This is a genomic window from Paenibacillus jilunlii, assembly GCF_900102965.1.
In the GTDB taxonomy this organism is placed as follows: domain Bacteria; phylum Bacillota; class Bacilli; order Paenibacillales; family Paenibacillaceae; genus Paenibacillus_AQ; species Paenibacillus_AQ jilunlii.
The window spans coordinates 1-17896 of record NZ_FNGM01000019.1; the positions used below are offsets into that span (position 1 = coordinate 1).

The 17896-nt window shown below is 54.1% G+C and carries 15 protein-coding genes, 1 rRNA gene and 1 riboswitch; all 16 genes read left to right on the top strand.

The features are described from left to right. Positions 1 to 179: 179 nt before the first annotated feature. The 16 genes from rrf (at position 180) to purF (ending at position 17576) form a co-directional block, all read left to right on the top strand. Positions 180 to 296: ribosomal RNA gene (gene rrf, locus BLQ82_RS24955) — 5S ribosomal RNA — on the top strand. Between the two features lie 241 nt (positions 297 to 537). Then, positions 538 to 1284 carry an acyl-[acyl-carrier-protein] thioesterase gene (locus tag BLQ82_RS24960; protein WP_062524153.1) on the top strand — a complete coding sequence of 249 codons (747 nt, stop codon included), beginning with the start codon at positions 538 to 540 and terminating at the stop codon, positions 1282 to 1284. Positions 1285 to 1433: 149 nt separating this feature from the next. Continuing rightward, on the top strand, positions 1434 to 2018 hold the full coding sequence (locus BLQ82_RS24965) for an RNA polymerase sigma factor (protein ID WP_062524154.1): 585 nt from the start codon (positions 1434 to 1436) through the stop codon (positions 2016 to 2018). Then, positions 1993 to 3183, top strand: a complete 1191-nt coding sequence (locus BLQ82_RS24970; RefSeq protein ID WP_062524155.1) for a DUF4179 domain-containing protein — start codon at positions 1993 to 1995, stop codon at positions 3181 to 3183. Before BLQ82_RS24965 ends, BLQ82_RS24970 begins: the two co-directional genes overlap by 26 nt. A 109-nt stretch (positions 3184 to 3292) precedes the next feature. Beyond that, a complete protein-coding gene (locus tag BLQ82_RS24975) occupies positions 3293 to 5431 on the top strand; it encodes a DNA topoisomerase III (RefSeq protein ID WP_074648621.1) in 2139 nt (712 codons plus the stop codon). 240 nt (positions 5432 to 5671) lie between these two features. Next, positions 5672 to 6916: an MFS transporter gene (locus BLQ82_RS24980; protein WP_062524156.1), complete on the top strand. Its 1245-nt coding sequence runs from the start codon at positions 5672 to 5674 to the stop codon at positions 6914 to 6916. A gap of 222 nt (positions 6917 to 7138) precedes the next feature. Continuing rightward, the gene (locus BLQ82_RS24985; RefSeq protein ID WP_020427264.1) at positions 7139 to 7402 is read left to right on the top strand and encodes a DUF1294 domain-containing protein; all 264 of its coding nucleotides are present in this window, start codon (positions 7139 to 7141) and stop codon (positions 7400 to 7402) included. Between the two features lie 26 nt (positions 7403 to 7428). Beyond that, positions 7429 to 7863: a universal stress protein gene (locus tag BLQ82_RS24990; RefSeq protein WP_020427263.1), complete on the top strand. Its 435-nt coding sequence runs from the start codon at positions 7429 to 7431 to the stop codon at positions 7861 to 7863. A gap of 160 nt (positions 7864 to 8023) precedes the next feature. Then, a riboswitch (purine riboswitch) is annotated at positions 8024 to 8125 on the top strand. Positions 8126 to 8367: 242 nt separating this feature from the next. After that, entirely contained in the window at positions 8368 to 8853 is a 486-nt protein-coding gene (gene purE / locus BLQ82_RS24995) for a 5-(carboxyamino)imidazole ribonucleotide mutase (RefSeq protein ID WP_039832235.1), read from the top strand. Further along, positions 8850 to 10172 carry a 5-(carboxyamino)imidazole ribonucleotide synthase gene (purK, locus tag BLQ82_RS25000; RefSeq protein WP_083351117.1) on the top strand — a complete coding sequence of 441 codons (1323 nt, stop codon included), beginning with the start codon at positions 8850 to 8852 and terminating at the stop codon, positions 10170 to 10172. Before purE ends, purK begins: the two co-directional genes overlap by 4 nt. Positions 10173 to 10178: 6 nt before the next feature. Then, positions 10179 to 11474: an adenylosuccinate lyase gene (purB, locus tag BLQ82_RS25005; protein ID WP_062524157.1), complete on the top strand. Its 1296-nt coding sequence runs from the start codon at positions 10179 to 10181 to the stop codon at positions 11472 to 11474. Between the two features lie 375 nt (positions 11475 to 11849). Continuing rightward, positions 11850 to 12740, top strand: a complete 891-nt coding sequence (locus tag BLQ82_RS25010) for a phosphoribosylaminoimidazolesuccinocarboxamide synthase (protein ID WP_062524158.1) — start codon at positions 11850 to 11852, stop codon at positions 12738 to 12740. Positions 12741 to 12930: 190 nt separating this feature from the next. Continuing rightward, positions 12931 to 13176 (top strand): phosphoribosylformylglycinamidine synthase subunit PurS, encoded by a 246-nt coding sequence (gene purS / locus BLQ82_RS25015; RefSeq protein ID WP_019913657.1) that lies wholly within the window; start codon positions 12931 to 12933, stop codon positions 13174 to 13176. Between the two features lie 5 nt (positions 13177 to 13181). Then, positions 13182 to 13871 carry a phosphoribosylformylglycinamidine synthase subunit PurQ gene (gene purQ / locus BLQ82_RS25020; RefSeq protein WP_062524159.1) on the top strand — a complete coding sequence of 230 codons (690 nt, stop codon included), beginning with the start codon at positions 13182 to 13184 and terminating at the stop codon, positions 13869 to 13871. After that, positions 13849 to 16095 carry a phosphoribosylformylglycinamidine synthase subunit PurL gene (gene purL / locus BLQ82_RS25025; RefSeq protein WP_062524160.1) on the top strand — a complete coding sequence of 749 codons (2247 nt, stop codon included), beginning with the start codon at positions 13849 to 13851 and terminating at the stop codon, positions 16093 to 16095. Before purQ ends, purL begins: the two co-directional genes overlap by 23 nt. Beyond that, the gene (purF, locus tag BLQ82_RS25030; protein ID WP_062524161.1) at positions 16080 to 17576 is read left to right on the top strand and encodes an amidophosphoribosyltransferase; all 1497 of its coding nucleotides are present in this window, start codon (positions 16080 to 16082) and stop codon (positions 17574 to 17576) included. The genes purL and purF overlap by 16 nt, the downstream gene beginning before the upstream one ends. Positions 17577 to 17896 lie beyond the last annotated feature (320 nt).

The following is a 17896-nucleotide window of genomic DNA, read 5'->3' on the forward strand; positions in this document are numbered from 1 at the left end:
GACCAATACTAATCGGTCGAGGGCTTATCCAAAAAGTAAAACGCAGTTTTCGTTTCGGATTCAGTTTTCAGGAATCAAATTGTAAGTCATGAGGTCCAAGCGACCACATGATGGAACATTTGTTTTCAGCATTTGGCGATGCTGAGACCTGAATTATGCATTTGTACCGCAAGTGCCCGTTTGGTGGCGATAGCGGAGGGGTTCCACGCGTACCCATCCCGAACACGACCGTTAAGCCCTCCAGCGCCGATGGTACTTGGACCGAAGGGTCCTGGGAGAGTAGGACGCCGCCAAGCACATGAAGCCATTGTCGAGCAATCGACAGTGGCTTTTTTGTATTCTAGTTGCTGCTGGTTAGCTATAGGATTGCTTGTGGGTAATTCGAAAAATTGCAAATATTAATAGTTAGCCACATGTGGATAAAGTTTTGCAGGGGAACTTTGTCGAGTATTCCCCGGTTTATGTGGATAGAGTAGACTTAAATGTGGATACCTTGATAAAGGTAAGCTTATTTAATGAACAGAGGGGGATGAACCTATGGATAACCTTACTCATCTTATATGGACCGAGCAGTATTCCGTGCACGCTAGCGATACAGATTACCGCTCCCAGGGAAAGCTGGCTTTTGTGTTGGATATGATGCAGCGCGCGGCGGATTCAGCAGTTAGCGGGTCGGGTGTGAGCCTGGAGCAGATGCTGAAGGCCGGAATAGGCTGGATGCTGATTACTTTGGAACTTGAATTCAAGCGTATGCCGCGTCCAGAAGACCTTTTGACTATACATACGTGGAGTAAAGGAACCATAGGGGCGCTCTGGCAGCGCGATTACCGGATTTTTGACAGCAGCCAAATGGAAATCGCCACGGCCCGTTCGGTCTGGGCGCTTGTCGATATTGCCAAACGAAAGATACTTCGTCCCTCAGCTCTACCGGCAAAGGTGGAGCACTATAATGGCGATTCCGTGGGCATCATGCCGCAAAAGGTCACAATTCCTCCAGAGCTTTCATTGATGGAAGCCTATCGCTACCAGGTACGTTACAGTGGCCTCGATAATAATAGCCATCTGAATAACGCGCGTTATGGCGAGCTATGCACTGATACGCTGTCACTGAAAGAGTGGGAGCAGTTGGAATTGGCCAGCTTCCGGATTAGTTATTTGCAGGAGGCTACATTTGGTGATGAGATGGTGATTTTGCGGACACCTATAACAGATCAGGGAATGTTCGTACGTGGGCAGAGTGGGGAAACCGTGTTTTTTGAAGCTTGTCTTAAGTTTGTATTGTAGTGAAAATGAAAGAGCGACAGCCCTCCGAAAGGATAAGAGGGACTGTCTTTTTTTGTTTGCAGGGTATTTTCCCTTTTCCCACTGCGTGTCACAATTGGGAAGCTGAAAAACGTTATATAGGTGTAGGCAGTCAACGAGGAGGTGATTCTTTGGAACGACGAGACCCCGGGGCCCAAGTGAGTCCAACGCTGGTTGATGAAGCCATAAATCAGGTGCGTGCAGGAGACCGTGAGGCTTTTGCAACGATAATCCGGGCCTTTGAAAGGCAGATATATACGTATTGTTATTACATTTTGAAGAGTCGTGAAGAAGCTGAGGATGCGGTTCAGGATATTTTTGTGAAAGTGTATCGGGAGCTTGAGCGTTATAGGAAACTTGAATCTTTTTCCGCCTGGCTGTATAAAGTGGCCTACCATCATTGTCTGGACCAGATTCGTAAACGTAAGCGGCGCAGCCGTCTGTTATCCCTGTATAAAGAGCAGCACCCGAAGGCTTATTATGATCCCAGCGGTGAAGGGCCGGTACAGTTATTGATGGACAGTTTATCGGCCGAGGAAAGTAATCTGCTGATCCTCAAGGTTGTTGAACAGTACAGCTTCGAGGAGATGGGGAAAATTATGGATTGTAATCCTGCTACCCTGCGGAAGAAATTTGAACGTCTGCGTAAAAAGCTGGTCCAGCAGAAGATGAATGAAGGAGGAGGCTCTCATGGAGAAGTGGCAAGGTCGAACTGAAAGCCGGAAAATGGAGGACATTCGTCAAATGGTCCAAAATCATGAGATGCCGGTAGAAAGTTTCAGCGATTTAATTATGAAGCGAATAGGAGAGGAGAACATGGAAAAAAGAGCATCGGCCAAACGTGGCGGCAGATTCCTGAAAAAAACGCTGGTGGCTACATCCACAGCAGCAGTGCTGGGCGCAGGGATTATCGGGAGCGGATTTGTATCACCGGTTATGGCGGATACGTTGAAGCAGATTCCGATTGTAGGAAATATTTTTAAAGATATAGAGGATAAAGGTCTCCAAGTTGCAGGTGAAAAAGGTCTATCTACAGCCCCTAACCAAAGCGTTTCCCATGATGGGGTGACGTTGAAGCTTACCGATATCTATTATGACGGCACGCGGCTGGCGTTGGCAATCGAACGGGAAGGTATTGATAACGACGAGACGATGGCAAAGCAAATTATTGAACCCATTGAGTTTGATCCGGCTGTAAAGGAAAAGAAGGCAAAAGTAACATTGGACCAGTCCGTTAAGGGCTTGCTGGGTTCAGCTGTCATAAAAATGCCGGATGGAAAAGAAGTAGCGTATGGAATGTCGATGTCTGGCGATGTTGAAGGAAAGAAGAACACCCTTTTGTATGATTTCAGAAAGCTGAGTAATACTGAAGGCTATGGTAATGAATTCGAATTAAGCGTCAGTATACCGGTAACACAAATCGCAGAGCCTTTTGAATTCAAGGTACCAGTGAAAAAGGTAACGGAAGGCATTGTTAAACTTGATCTGAACCAAACGAAAAAGACACAGGAGTTCAGTTATACAATTAAAAAACTGGAATTGACTCCGGCTACAAGCAGATTGGTTGTTAATGAAGCAGGTAAAGTTCCAAGCTTGCCGAAGCCGGTATCCGGCTACAACGCTTCCGAAATGCTCTATGATATCGTGGGCGATCAAAGCAATAATGTGCTTTCCCAACAAGGATATTTTTACAGTCCGCTAGTCACAACTCACCCTATCGTCGATCTTGACTTCGAGCCGTTCCCGAAAGCACCAAAAACGATCACGGTTAAGCCATTTACGCATGCCGTTGACAAAGATCTCAAGCCTTTGAAGGATGCTGACGGAAAACCGGTGAAGCATTATTACCCAGAGCTTGAACAAACGATTCAGATCCCTTAAGTATAATTCTGCAAAAAGAAGCTCGTGTCTGCCTGATGGCAGATGCGGGCTTTTTTTTCAAGCGGGATTCAGGCGTGCTATAATTAGGCGGTATGGAAGGGAGAGAGCTATGAAGGTATTAGTACTTGCCGAGAAGCCCTCGGTTGCGCGCGAGATTGCGCGGGTGATGGGCTGTGGAAACAAACAGAAGAGTTATATTGAAGGACCGAAATATGTGGTTACCTGGGCTTTGGGGCATTTGGTGGGGCTGGCGGAGCCGGAGGACTATAACAATAAATTTGCCAGCTGGGCACTGGAGGATTTGCCGATTCTGCCGGAGAAGGCCAAGCTGAAGGTGCTGCGGGAGACGAGCCAGCAGTACAAAGCCGTGCAGCAGCTGATGAAGCGGCAGGACATAGAGGAACTGATTGTGGCTACGGATGCGGCGCGTGAAGGTGAGCTGCTGGCGCGCTGGATTATGAATATGGCTGGCTGGAAAAAGCCGTTCCGGCGGCTCTGGATCTCTTCGCAGACGGATAAGGCGATTAAGGAAGGGTTCGCCTCGCTCCGGCCGGGCCGGGAGTTCGACCGGCTGTATGAATCGGCGCGCTGCCGTGCTGAGGCGGACTGGATGATCGGGCTTAACGTAACGCGGGCATTGACCTGCAAGTTTGGTGCGCCGCTGTCTGCGGGACGGGTGCAGACCCCGACACTGGGCATGATTATGGACCGGGAAAATGAAATTACCGGCTTCCGTTCCCAGGAGTATGACTTGCTGACCGCTGATTTTGGCAGCTTCCAGGCCGGCTGGCGGGCCCAGGGCGGAGATGGGCGTATCTTTGACCGGGACCAAACGGCGAAGCTGAAAGAGAGGCTCACGGGACGAAGCGGACGCATCGCCAAGGTGCAAAAAAGTGAGAAAAGTGAACCCCATCCGCTGGCTTATGACCTCACAGAGCTGCAGCGCGATGCGAACCGCAAGTTCGGTTTCTCGGCTAAGCAAACCTCGAGTGTGCTTCAGCGGCTGTATGAGCAGCATAAGCTGGTGACTTATCCGCGTACGGACAGCCGGTATCTGACGTCGGATATGACAGGCACGCTCAAAGAAAGGCTGGACAGTGTGGCTGTTGGGCCTTATGCGGCCTTGGCAAGACCGCTGCTGCGCAAGCCGCTGCCGATCACCAAGCGGGTTGTGGATGACAGCAAGGTAAGCGATCACCATGCGATTATTCCTACGGAGCAGACGGTACTTCTGAATCAGCTAAGTGCTGAGGAACGCAAGCTCTATGATCTGATTGTGCGCCGGTTCATCAGCCTGTTCTATCCTGCAGCGCGTTACGATGCAGTGGCGGTGACGGTCAATGTCGATGGAGAAGTTTTTCATGTCAAAGGCACAACGGTAAAAGATGCGGGCTGGCGCGAGGTCTATGGCGGAGATATGAGCAGCGATGACGAAGACGAGAACACCGCAGATGAACCGGCGGCAAGCAGTGTGAAGCTCCCCGAGCTGCGCGAAGGGGAATCGGTTACTGTGCAGCGGTGCATCATCCGGCCAGGCCGGACGCAGCCGCCGAAGCGCTACAATGAAGCTTCCCTGCTGACCCAGATGGAGAAGCATGGGTTAGGAACACCGGCTACACGTGCAGACATTATCGAGAAACTGGTCAGCTCTGATACGATTGAGCGCCAGGGCAATCTGCTGCATCCAACCGGAAAGGGCAAGCAGCTGATCGGACTGGTGGCAGGACAGCTGCGCACACCGGAGCTGACAGCTCGCTGGGAGGCTGAGCTGGAGAAAATCGCCCGCGGACAGGGGCGGCCTGAGCCTTTTCTGCAAGGTATCCGGAGCATGGCACAGGAGCTGGTGTCCGGTGTGAAGAATAGCGGGGCGGAATATAAGCCGCATAATGTCTCGAACAGTCATTGTCCCAACTGTGGAACGAGATTGCTGGAGAAGAAGACCAAACGCGGCAAGCTGCTGGTCTGCCCGGCAGATGATTGCGGCTATACCCGTGCAGGGGAGAAACAGCTGTCTAACCGCCGCTGCCCGCAGTGCCATAAGAAGATGGAGCTGAAGGAGGGCAAAGCCGGGCGCTATGTCCAATGCCTCGGTTGTGGGATAACCGAGACAATGGATAAGGACCATAAGCATATTAACAAACGTGAGCAGCAGAAGCTCGTGCAGCAGTACAGCAAACCGGAAAGTGTAGGCTCTAACCTGGGTGAGCTGCTCAAAGCAGCGATGGAAGCCAAGGAGAAGGGCAAATAAGAAGTTTGGTGATCGAACCTGCTTCAGCCGGGAATGAGCTGTTTAGGAGTGAAATAAAGAATGTTAAAGACTGCCGGGCGTGTTCGGCAGTCTTTATTATAACAAGCATCGGTTATTCATTTGTTTGTATGCCGGAGTGCCAATATGGACTGTCCAATAAACCGCAGATATGCTTTACTTGAGGATATGAAGCGGGAAAGATAGCGTCCTGCGGAAAAATAGAACTAAGCGGGTGATGATGTGGCGGCAGTTCAGCAGCATAGTGTTGAAGCACAAACGGTGGCAGCCCAGGGAAGGAAGGGCGGAAGCCGGTTTTTCTTTTTGATAATTGTCTTTATGTTCTGGTTCTCTTCTTACATTTATGTACCGGTGCTCTCGCCATATGTAGAGCATTTGGGAGCCTCTTATGTAATGGTTGGGGCAGTGCTTGGTGTATATGGGCTGATGCAGATTCTGTTCCGGTTGCCAATCGGCATCGGTTCGGATGTTATGAACCGGCGCAGGCCTTTTATCTACCTGGGACTGATCGCCAGCGGCGCAAGCTGCCTGCTGTTCCTGGCGGGTGCTGACCCTGGCTGGGCGCTAGCCGCACGGGCGGTTTCCGGAATTGCAGCGTCGGCTTGGGTTGTTTATTCGGTGATGTTTGCCGGATATTTTCCGAAGGAGGAAGCTGGAAGGGCGATGGGGATGCTGCAGTTCACCACGGTGATTGCACAGCTGGCGAGCATGATGATCAGCGGATATATAGCAGAGCACTGGGGCTGGAACGCCCCGTTTATTATCGGTAGTGTGGTAGCTGCGGCTGCGCTGCTGCTTGCGTTCCGGTTGCCGGAACAACGGCAGGACAAGCGGGAAAATGCAATTCAGATCAAAGACCTGGCTGAAGTGATCAAGGAGCCGCTGCTGGTCAAAGTGTCGCTTTTATCGGTGCTGGCGCATTGTGTACTGTTTATTACGATGTTCGGGTATACCCCGAATCAGGCGCTTGCAATCGGTGCGGGCAAGGAAAGCCTCGGCTGGCTCACCTTGGCATTCATGCTGCCCCATGCGGCAGCGACATTATATGGTTCCCGCTGGTTCGGAAGGCTGCTTGGCGACCGGGGAACACTGCTGCTTGGGTTTGCCGGAAGCGCACTGTTCACACTGCTGATCCCTTCGATGCCGACACTTGCGGCTCTGTGCGCGACCCAGGTGGGGAATGGCTTTATGCAGGGGCTGATTTTTCCTCTACTGCTGGGCAAATCTGTCTCCGGTGTAGCTCCGTTCAAACGGGCAACGGCAATGGGGTTCTACCAGGCAGTGTATGCCATTGGTATGTCGGGCGGCCCTTTTGTGGCGGGATGGATGAGCGCGGCCTATGGATTGAAAGGCGGGTTTTGGCTGGGGGGAATCGCCGCTGCACTGGCTGCATTGCTCTCCTGGGTGTGGATTAGGGAAGCGGGCAGAACCGGCGGCCGAACCCCGAAGAGCGGGGCGGAGACTTGAAACATAAGAAGTGAAAGATTCACACTATAAACTATCTTTCTATTTCTCGCTGAACGGGATACATGGAAGCGATAAAGAGCATCGCTGCCTCGGAAGATGCGCCTTTTAAGGACGGGAAAGCTGTTTTTAGTTGGCAGCTGATGTAAGAGTTATTGGTTTTTTGTCAAAAAGGGGATTATAATATAGAGTAGATAGGTTGAGTGGGAGGAGGGGCAGGCAAGGATGGTCCAGGTTGTATTGCTGTGGTTCGCACTGATTAATATTATTGGTTATGTGGTCATGTCCGAGGACAAGAACAAGGCCAGAAAAAGACGGGACCGCGTACCCGAAAAAACACTGTTTCTGCTGGCATTCATGGGCGGCGCGCTGGGCGTGCTGATTGCCATGTACCACAAACGCCACAAGACCAGGCATACTTCCTTCGTGATCGGAATTCCGCTCTTGCTGCTGCTGAACATCTTGCTGTATGGTTATTTTTTGGGATAAACAAAACAGAAAAAGAGGTGGCGTACATGTTATTCTCGAAAATATTGCTGGCCTATGACGGTTCCAAGGCTTCCAATCAGGCGCTGGAGCGCGCGATCGAACTGGCCAAGGTAACTCCGGGCTCATCCCTTTACGTCGTACACGCTTTTGAATTTCCGCGGTTTTTTATCGGGGAAGCTCTCGCGCCTCTGCCGGCTTCAGTGAATAAGGACTATTATGATTTGGCGGTACAAACCACCGATGAAGTGAAAAGCCGCCTGGAAGCGGAAGGACTGAATGCAACAGTTGAACTGCTGCAGGGCTCTCCTGCTGAGGTGATTTTGACTTACGCGAAGGAGCAGGGTGCGGATGTGATTGTGATCGGCAGCCGCGGACTGGGTGGAATTCGTGAATTTGTACTGGGCAGTGTAAGCCATAATGTGGTTCAGAGCGCGCGTATTCCGGTACTGGTTGTAAAATAATATATTATCCTGGTGGAGCGCCCGTGCGTTCCCCTTTTTTCTTTTTGGCAATGGAATAGCATGTGTGATGAAGAATCCAAATCTGCCCAAAAGCGAACGATTTAACTCCTTTATATGACAATGTTCGTGTTTAAGTTGACATGATGTGTAGGCCATTGTTAAGATGAACCTATGAAGAGCTCGTATAAAACCGGGGATAAGGCCCGGAAGTTTCTACCCGGTAACCGTAAATTGCCGGACTACGAGGGAATAGGATGACTAGAACGGCCGTCAGCGCCGCTCCGGACACGGGGCGGCGAGCTGTGCGCTTATCCCTGTTGCATGCCGCTGAAGCTGTAAATAGGGGCTGCACTCCTAATTCCCGAAGTAGTCTGGGTCCATCCGCAGCAAAATGCGTCTGGAATCCGGGCTTTTTTTTTCGGATTTATGGAAAACTAGCATGAAACAGGACAAACTTATTACCACATGAGTCTCTAAATTGGGAAGCGGAAGGTAGGTTGAATCATGTCTGTGCAGGTTGGTGTCATCATGGGCAGCAAATCAGATTGGGAAACAATGGAGCATGCTTGCAACGTCCTTGAGGAGCTGGGGGTAGCGTATGAGAAAAAGGTGATATCAGCGCACCGCACACCGGATTTGATGTTCCGCTACGCGGAGGAAGCGGCAGGCCGTGGCCTGCGTGTCATTATTGCCGGAGCAGGCGGAGCAGCACATCTGCCGGGCATGGTGGCAGCAAAGACCATGCTGCCCGTTATCGGTGTCCCGGTACAGTCGAAGGCGCTGAACGGCCTGGATTCGCTGCTCTCCATTGTGCAGATGCCGGGCGGCATTCCGGTAGCCACCGTAGCGATTGGGCGTGCAGGAGCGACCAACGCGGGGCTGCTGGCCGCGCAGATCATCGGCGCGTTCGACCCTGAGGTGCAGAGCCGGGCGCAGCAGCGGCGCGACGCCATTCAGCGCGAAGTGCTGGAAAGCAGCGAGAGCCTATGAGGCCGGAGGAGCTGAAGGCCGGTGGGAAGGCGACTCCGGCGGAAGAGCGGAGAGCACAGAGCCTGGGGGCTGCGGGGCCAGGCAGCCCGAGGGGGATTGCGAAGCCGGCAGCTGCCGCTTCGGAGGACACTGCCGCGCCGGGTACAGGCGCGCCCCGGACCCTGCTGCCCGGCGCGACCATCGGCGTGCTCGGCGGCGGGCAGCTCGGCCGCATGATGGCGCTGGCGGGCAGCGCCATGGGCTACCGCTTCGTAGCGCTGGACCCCGCGCCGGATGCGCCCTGCGGGCAGGTGACGCCGCAGATTACGGCGGCGTACGACGACCGGGACGCGGCGCGTGAGCTGGCCCGGCGCGCGGACGTCATCACGTACGAGTTCGAGAACGTCGACGCGGATGTGGCCGCGCTGCTGACGGCAGAGTCGTACGTGCCGCAGGGGAGCGCGCTGCTCTATACGACGCAGCACCGGCTGCGCGAGAAGGCTGCTATCGAGGCGGCAGGCGTCCCTGTCGCCCCGTACCGCAAGGTCAGCAGTCTGGCCGAGCTTACGGCCGCGGCAGCCGAGCTGGGCCTCCCCTGTGTGCTGAAGACAGCCACAGGGGGGTATGACGGCAAGGGACAAGCCGTCATCCGCCAGCCGGAAGAGCTGGAAGCCGCCTTCAGGCAGGTAGCGCCTGGCGGCTCAGCCGGAGGCTCCCCACCAGAGCTGGTGCTGGAGAAATTTGTCGCCTTCAAATGTGAAATTTCTGTGGTTGCCGCCCGCAGCGCCTCCGGCGAAGTGAAGAGCTTTCCGGCCGCGGAGAACATCCACGTGAATAACATTCTGCATTTGTCCATCGTGCCTGCAAGGGTGCCGGAGGAGATCCAGCGGCGGGCCTGCGGGCTGGCCGAGCAGATTGTCTCCGGGATGAATGCGGTTGGACTGCTGGCTGTGGAAATGTTCGTCACAGAGAGCGGCGAGCTGTTCGTAAATGAGCTGGCGCCGCGCCCGCATAATTCCGGGCATTACACGATGGATGCCTGTATCACCTCGCAGTTTGAGCAGCATGTGCGGGCGATCTGCAATCTGCCGCTTGGAGATACCTCGCTGCTGACTCCTGTGGTCATGGTGAATGTGCTTGGACAGCATCTGGATGGAGCCATTCAGGCGGTATGTACCAAAGAGGAAGCTGGAAACCGGCTTGGTGTAGCACCTAAGCTTCATATATATGGCAAGACTGAGAGCAAGACCGGCCGCAAAATGGGTCACATCAACCTGCTCTGCAAGGATACCGGCGACGGGCTGTCCTGGGTGGAGCAAACTAACCTTTGGAGGAACTGAACAGATATGATCGAACGTTACAGCAGACCTGAGATGCGGGCCATTTGGACCGAAGAGAATAAATTCAACGCGTGGCTGGAAGTGGAGATTTGCGCCTGCGAGGCTTGGGCCGAGCTGGGAGTCATCCCGCATGAGGATGCTGCGAAGCTGCGGAAGGATGCCAAATTTGACATCGGCCGCATTAATGAAATTGAGCTTGAAACGCGTCATGATGTTATTGCTTTTACCCGTGCGGTATCCGAGAGCCTGGGCGCGGAGCGCAAATGGGTGCACTACGGATTAACCTCGACGGACGTTGTGGATACGGCGCTCGGCTATCTGCTGCGCCAGGCCAACGAGATTCTGGAGAAGGACATTATCAACTTCATCGAAATTCTCAAAGACAAGGCGCTGGCCTACAAGGACACTCCGATGATGGGACGCACCCATGGCGTGCACGCCGAGCCAACGACATTTGGACTCAAAATGGCGCTCTGGTACGAGGAAATGAAGCGTAACCTGGAGCGTTTCCGCCATGCTGCAAACGGCGTGCAGTTCGGCAAAATCTCCGGGGCGGTCGGCACCTACGCCAATATCGACCCGTTCGTTGAAGAATTCGTCTGCCGCAAGCTGGGCACCAGCCCGGCGCCGATCTCCACACAGACGCTGCAGCGTGACCGCCACGCGGAATATATGGCTGCGCTGGCCCTTGTCGCTACTTCCCTGGACAAGTTCGCTACCGAAATCCGTGCCCTGCAAAAGAGCGAAATCCGCGAGGTGGAAGAAGCTTTTGCCAAAGGCCAGAAGGGCTCGTCGGCGATGCCGCACAAACGCAATCCGATCGGCTGCGAGAACATCTCCGGCTTGTCGCGCGTGATTCGCGGCCACATGATGACGGCCTACGAGAACGTGCCGCTGTGGCATGAGCGCGACATCTCGCATTCCTCCGTGGAGCGGATTATCCTGCCGGATGCGACCATGCTGCTGAACTATATGCTGAACCGCTTCGGCAACATCGTGAAGAACCTGACTGTGTTCCCGGAGAATATGAAACGCAACATGAACCGTACCTTCGGAGTGCCGTTCTCCGGCCGCATCCTGACCAAGCTGATTGACAAAGGCTTCAGCCGTGAGCAGGCCTACGATACCGTGCAGCCGCGTGCGATGCAGGCCTGGGAGGAACAAACCCAGTTCCGCGATATCGTAGAGGCTACCCCGGAGATCACCGCTGTGCTTAGCCCGGAAGAGATTGAGGATGCTTTTAATCCTACGTGGCACCTTAAGCATGTGGACACCATCTTCCGCAAGCTGGAGCTAATTTAATAAAAGGTAACTTAGTGGTGAACTAAGGAGCTGGAGAATAATACGAGCAGGAGCGAGGGGGAGTTTTTTATTCTGAGAAGCGGAGCAACAAGGGGATTGGAATAGGTATTTAGGTTAAAGACGAGCGGAGAGAAATTTTGGAACTGGAGAAGCGTCAGCGTTCGCCTTTATGTTTGGATTTCTACCGCTGCCAGCGGTTCAAATCAGGAAATTCAAACATAACAGCGATCGGAAGTCCAAACATTTCTTGCAGTGACCCTATTAACCCCAAGGAGTATTTCAATTTTTTGTCGATTCGAATCGAAGAAAAGAAGACGTTCAGCGCTTTTAGCCCAAGTATATACGCAAGATCATTTGTTCAAGGGAGGAAAGGTCATGACATACCCTGCCGTATCCACGGCTGTGGATCTCGTAAATGCACCGCTGCTCTACAAAGGAAAGGTTCGCGAGTTGTACGATCTGGGGGAAGAAGTGCTGATCGTTGTCACGGACCGGATATCCGCATTCGATTACGTGCTCGACCCGGCAGTGCCGGAGAAAGGCAATGTGCTTAACCGGCTCAGCGCTTTCTGGTTTGGCAAAACCAGCGAACTGATGGAGAACCACGTCGTGCATATTGATGTGGACCAGCTGGGGGGGATCGTGAAGGACCGCGAGGCGCTCAGAAACCGCATCATGGTCGTCCGCAAAGCGGAGCGTATTGACATTGAATGCGTCGTGCGCGGCTGCATTACCGGCGGCGGCTGGCGGCAGTATCAGGAGACGGGCAAGGTCAACGGCATCGGGCTTCCTGCAGGCCTGCGCAAAAACGCGCAGCTGTCCCAGCCGATTTTTACCCCTGCGGCCAAAAATGATGTCGGCCACGACGAGGATATCCCTTTTGAGAAGATGCAGGAGCTGATTGGGGCGGAGCTGGCGCTGGAGCTTAAGGAGAAGAGCCTGAAGCTGTTCTCTTTTGCCAGAGAGTACTGTGAAGAGCGTGGCATTATCCTCGCGGATTGCAAATTCGAGTTCGGGCTGCTGGACGGCAAGGTGATCCTGATCGACGAGATTTTTACCCCGGATGCTTCACGCTTCTGGGCCAAGGACAAATATGCGCTGGATATTGAGATCGACAGCATGGACAAGGAGCCGGTCCGGACCTACCTTTCCGCATCCTCCTGGGACAAGAACAGCACCCCGGACCCGCTCCCGGCAGAAGTCGTGGAAGAAACCACCCGCCGTTATTTGGATATATATCATCGCCTTACTGGCAAGTCGTTATAGATATTAGTATTTTCCCGGCCAGTGTTAATTGCACTCTATGCAGTTATTTTGCCGGAGATATTGAGATTATAGCTGTATGTTATGCAATTAAAGCTGTATGTCAAGCAGTTGAGTTAGTTATAACGTTCAGGTACCGATCATTAATCACGCCAAGCCAAGCTCATTAAATTTTAGGAGGAACTACAAGCGTATGTTAAAAGCGACAGTGTATGTCACCATCAAGAAAAGTGTGCTCGATCCCCAGGGTGTAGCCGTGCAAGGGGCGCTGCATTCCGTTGGCTTTCAGGAAGTGGAGAGCTTGCGCATTGGCAAGTATATGGAATTGACCCTGGATACCGATAACCGCGCTGAAGCGGAAGGACGCCTGAAGGAAATGTGTGAAAAGCTGCTGGCCAATACGGTGATCGAGGATTACCGATACGAATTGGAGGACTAAAAGTCATGAAATTTGCTGTACTTGTCTTTCCGGGTTCCAATTGCGATATTGACTGCTACAAGGCGGTAGAAGACAGCCTCAGCGAACCAGTAGAATATGTATGGCATACAGCGACTGATCTGTCGGCTTATGACTGTATTCTCGTGCCGGGAGGCTTCTCTTATGGTGATTATCTGCGCTGCGGCGCGATTTCCCGGTTTGCTCCGGTGATGGGTGAAGTGGCCAAAGCTGCAGAGCAGGGCAAATTCGTGCTCGGCATCTGCAACGGCTTCCAGATTCTGACCGAAGCCGGCCTGCTGCCAGGTGCACTGCGCCGCAATATGTCGATGAAGTTCCGCTGTCATGATACGGTGCTTAAGGTGGTTAATAACACTACGCCGTTTACAGTTGATTATGCGAAGGATGAGGAGATTGTCATTCCAATCGCCCATGGTGAAGGCAACTATTACTGTGATGAAGAAACTATGGCCGGGCTAAAAGCTAATAATCAGATCGTGTTCACATATAGTGATAATCCTAATGGATCCGTGGAGCATATCGCCGGGATTTGCAATGTGCAGGGCAACGTGGTTGGCATGATGCCTCACCCGGAACGCGCGGCGAACAGCCTGCTTGGTTCGGAAGACGGCAAACGGATGTTCACATCCATTCTCAAGACATGGAGGGATCGTTATGACGCAGCAAGTATCCGCTAAGGAGCCGACCGCTGAGCAAATCGCGGAGCAGAAAATCTACAATCAGTTCGGAGTGTCGGACAGCGAATATGAGCTCATCACTTCTTTCATGGGCCGCAAGCCAAACTACACGGAAATCGGCGTGTTCAGTGTAATGTGGTCGGAGCACTGTGCCTATAAGAACTCGAAGCCGCTGCTGGGCCGTTTTCCTACAAGCGGGCCGCGCGTGCTGATGGGACCGGGCGAAGGCGCCGGGATCGTTGATATTGGAGATAACCAGGCAGTTGTATTCAAAATCGAAAGCCATAACCATCCTTCGGCAGTTGAGCCTTACCAGGGCGCGGCGACCGGGGTGGGCGGGATTATCCGCGATATTTTCTCCATGGGCGCAAGACCGGTGGCGCTGATGAACTCCCTGCGATTCGGAAAGCTCGAAAGCGACCGGGTTAAGTATTTGTTCGAGCATGTCGTATCCGGTATTGCCGGCTATGGCAACTGTATCGGGATTCCGACTGTGGGCGGCGAAATTATGTTCGACAACAGCTATGACGGCAATCCGCTGGTCAATGCCATGTGTGTCGGACTCATTGATCATGACAAAATCCAGCGCGGTGTCGCCAAAGGTGTAGGCAACCCGGTGTTCTACGTAGGTCCTCCTACCGGACGCGACGGGATTCACGGCGCAACCTTTGCCTCCGTTGAGCTGAGTGAGGAATCGGAAGCCAAGAAGACAGCGGTGCAGGTCGGCGATCCGTTTATGGAAAAGCTGGTGATGGAATCCTGCCTGGAGCTGATCGACAGCGGCATCGTGCTGGGCATTCAGGATATGGGCGCAGCCGGATTGACCTGCTCCAGTGCCGAAATGGCAAGCAAAGCGGGCAACGGCCTGGAGCTGTATCTGGATCAGGTGCCGCAGCGTGAAGACGGCATGACGCCTTACGAGATGATGTTGTCCGAGTCGCAGGAGCGGATGCTGTTTGTGGTTGAACCCAAGGATGAAGCACAGGCACAGGAGATTTTTGACCGCTGGGGGGTTATCTGCCGTAAAGTGGGCAAGGTAACCGATGACGGCCGCCTGAAGCTGTTCCATCATGGCGAGGTTGTCGGTGATATGCCGGTAACGGCGCTGGTGGATGAGTGCCCGATTTATAAAAAACCTTCAGCAGTGCCTGCCTACTATGAAGAGAACGCATCGGTTGATACGCTTCGTTACGAAGAAGTAAAGGATCTGGGCGGTGCCTTGCATACCGTATTGGCATCACCGACAGTAGCAAGCAAAGCATGGGTCTACAACCAGTACGATTACATGGTGCGGACAAGCACTGCGGTCCGTCCGGGTTCCGATGCGGCGGTCGTGACGATTCATGGCACACGCAAGGGCCTCGCAATGACCACCGACTGTAATGGGCGTTACGTTTATTTGGACCCGGAAGTTGGCGGGCGGATTGCAGTCAGTGAAGCGGCGCGCAACATCGTATGCTCAGGGGCCAAGCCGCTGGCGATTACGGATAACCTGAATTTCGGCAGTCCGGAGAAGCCGGAAATTTTCTGGCAGATGGAACGTGCTGTAGACGGTATGGCTGAAGCCTGCCGCGTGCTGGACACACCGGTTATTGGCGGCAATGTCAGCTTGTACAACGAAAATGCCTCCGGAGCGATCTATCCGACACCGGTTGTCGGCATGGTGGGTCTAGTGGAAGATACCGATCATATTACCACTCAGGCCTTCAAGCAGGAGGGTGATGCTATTCTGCTGCTGGGCGTTACCAAAGCCGAGCTTGGCGGCAGCGAATTCCAATATGCCGTACACGGCTTGACGGAAGGACGTCCGCCGGAGCTGGATCTGGCAACCGAACAGAAGCTGCTGGATGCCGTTCTTGCGGCGATCCGCAGCGGACTTGTCCGCTCGGCGCATGACCTCTCCGAAGGAGGCTTGGCCGCAGCGCTGGCTGAGAGCTGTATCAGCGGCTCTATCGGTGCGAATGTGGAGTGGTCTGCTGGCGGACTGCGCAGAGATGTGGCGTTATTCAGCGAGAGCCAATCCCGCATTGTACTGACAGCTGCACCTGGCCGTGCGGAAGAGCTGAGAGCAGCAGTAGCTGCCTATGGCGTGCCGGCTGAAATTATCGGAACTGTTGGCGGCGGCAGACTGCGTGTTTCCTTGGACGGCGAAGCCGTGCTGGACGAGACTGTAGCCGCACTAAAAACCACTTGGGAGGATGCTATTCCATGTCTTATGAAATAAAGACCGGGAACAGGCAGGAGAACCCCATCCTGTGGACCGGCGACTTTTACAACGAAGGAACGGGCTCGGGAGATATTTTTGATACGCTAAAAGAAGAATGCGGCGTCTTCGGGGTCTTCGGACACCCGGAGGCTGCCTCCATGTCATATTACGGCCTGCATGCCCTGCAGCACCGGGGGGAAGAGAGTGCGGGCATCTGCGTCGCAGACGGACGAGACTTCCACTATCACCGCGGCATGGGACTGGTCAAGGAAGTGTTCGATAAGGACAAAATCGCCTCGCTGATCGGCAACATGTCCATTGGCCATGTGCGCTATTCCACCAGCGGCGACAGCCGTCTGACCAACGCGCAGCCGCTGGTCTTCAAATACCGTGACGGGGATTTGGCGATTGCCACCAACGGGAATATTGTAAATGAGCCGCTGATCCGCAAGCAGTTGGAGCAGAGCGGGTCCATCTTCCAGACCACAAGCGATACAGAGGTGCTGGCGCATCTGATTGCGCGTTCGCAGAAGGAGTTTGTCGAAGCGACTAAAGATGCCCTCCGGCAGCTGGTCGGCGGTTTCGCTTTCCTGCTGATGACCAATGATAAGCTGATCGTAGCTTCCGACACGCATGGCCTCCGTCCGCTTGTGATGGGGCGTGTAGGTGAAGCCTATATTTTTGCTTCGGAATCCTGCGCGCTGGAAGTCATCGGTGCTCAGTTCGTCCGCGACATTGAGCCGGGCGAGTTGTTGGTGCTTGACCGGAACGGCTTCCTGGAAGACCGTTTTGCCGAGCCGCAGCGCAAGGCGCTGTGTGCGATGGAATACATTTATTTTGCCCGGCCGGACAGCGATCTGAACGGCTCCAACCTTCACTCCGCCCGCAAGCGGATGGGCAGCCGGATGGCGCTGGAAGCCTTCGTTGACGCTGACATCGTAACCGGCGTGCCGGATTCCAGCATCTCGGCGGCCATCGGCTATGCAGAGCAGACCGGCATTCCCTATGAGCTTGGCCTCATCAAGAACAAATACACCGGCCGCACCTTCATCCAGCCGAGCCAGGAACTGCGCGAGCAGGGCGTGAAGATGAAGCTGAGCGCGGTGCGCCGCGTCGTTGAAGGCCAGCGCGTGGTCATGATCGACGACTCCATCGTGCGCGGCACCACTTCACGCCGGATCGTCAACCTGTTGCGCGAAGCCGGAGCGACCGAGGTCCATGTGCGGATTACCTCGCCGCCTTTCAAGAATCCTTGCTTCTACGGCATCGATACTCCGGACCGCCGCGAGCTGATCGCCTCTTACAAGACGATTGAAGAAATGTGCAAGGAGATCAATGCCGATTCGCTGGCGTTCCTTACGCCGGAAGGCCTGATCCAGTCCATCGGCGGTTACAACAGCGGAGATTATAAGGGCGGCCTGTGTCTGTCCTGCTTCGATAATGATTACCCGACGCAGGTGGACTTTGGCGGGGAAGAGAAGGACGGGTGCAGTTGCTAGTTGGGACATCCCCCTAAGTCGCGGGCCCATCCCCCTAAGTCCCCCTTGCAAAGGGGGATTCCAGAGGGCGCTGCCCTCCGGCCACCCGAAAGCTCGGCGGTAGGAGTTTGCTCTAAACTTTCTAAGAGGGCGTGGGTGCGGGGACCGCTTTGTCCTGCGGACACGCTTTACGGCGCACCACGCCCTGGCGGCCTGATGCCCCGCCGGGCCTGAACGCTCAAGAATCAGCCTGTTTGCTCCGCAAAATCGGAGGTTCTCTCGCTACATGGCGCGCGCGGCTTCGCCCCGTGCGCGAAGAGCAAGGCTCAAGCCCCCGTCCT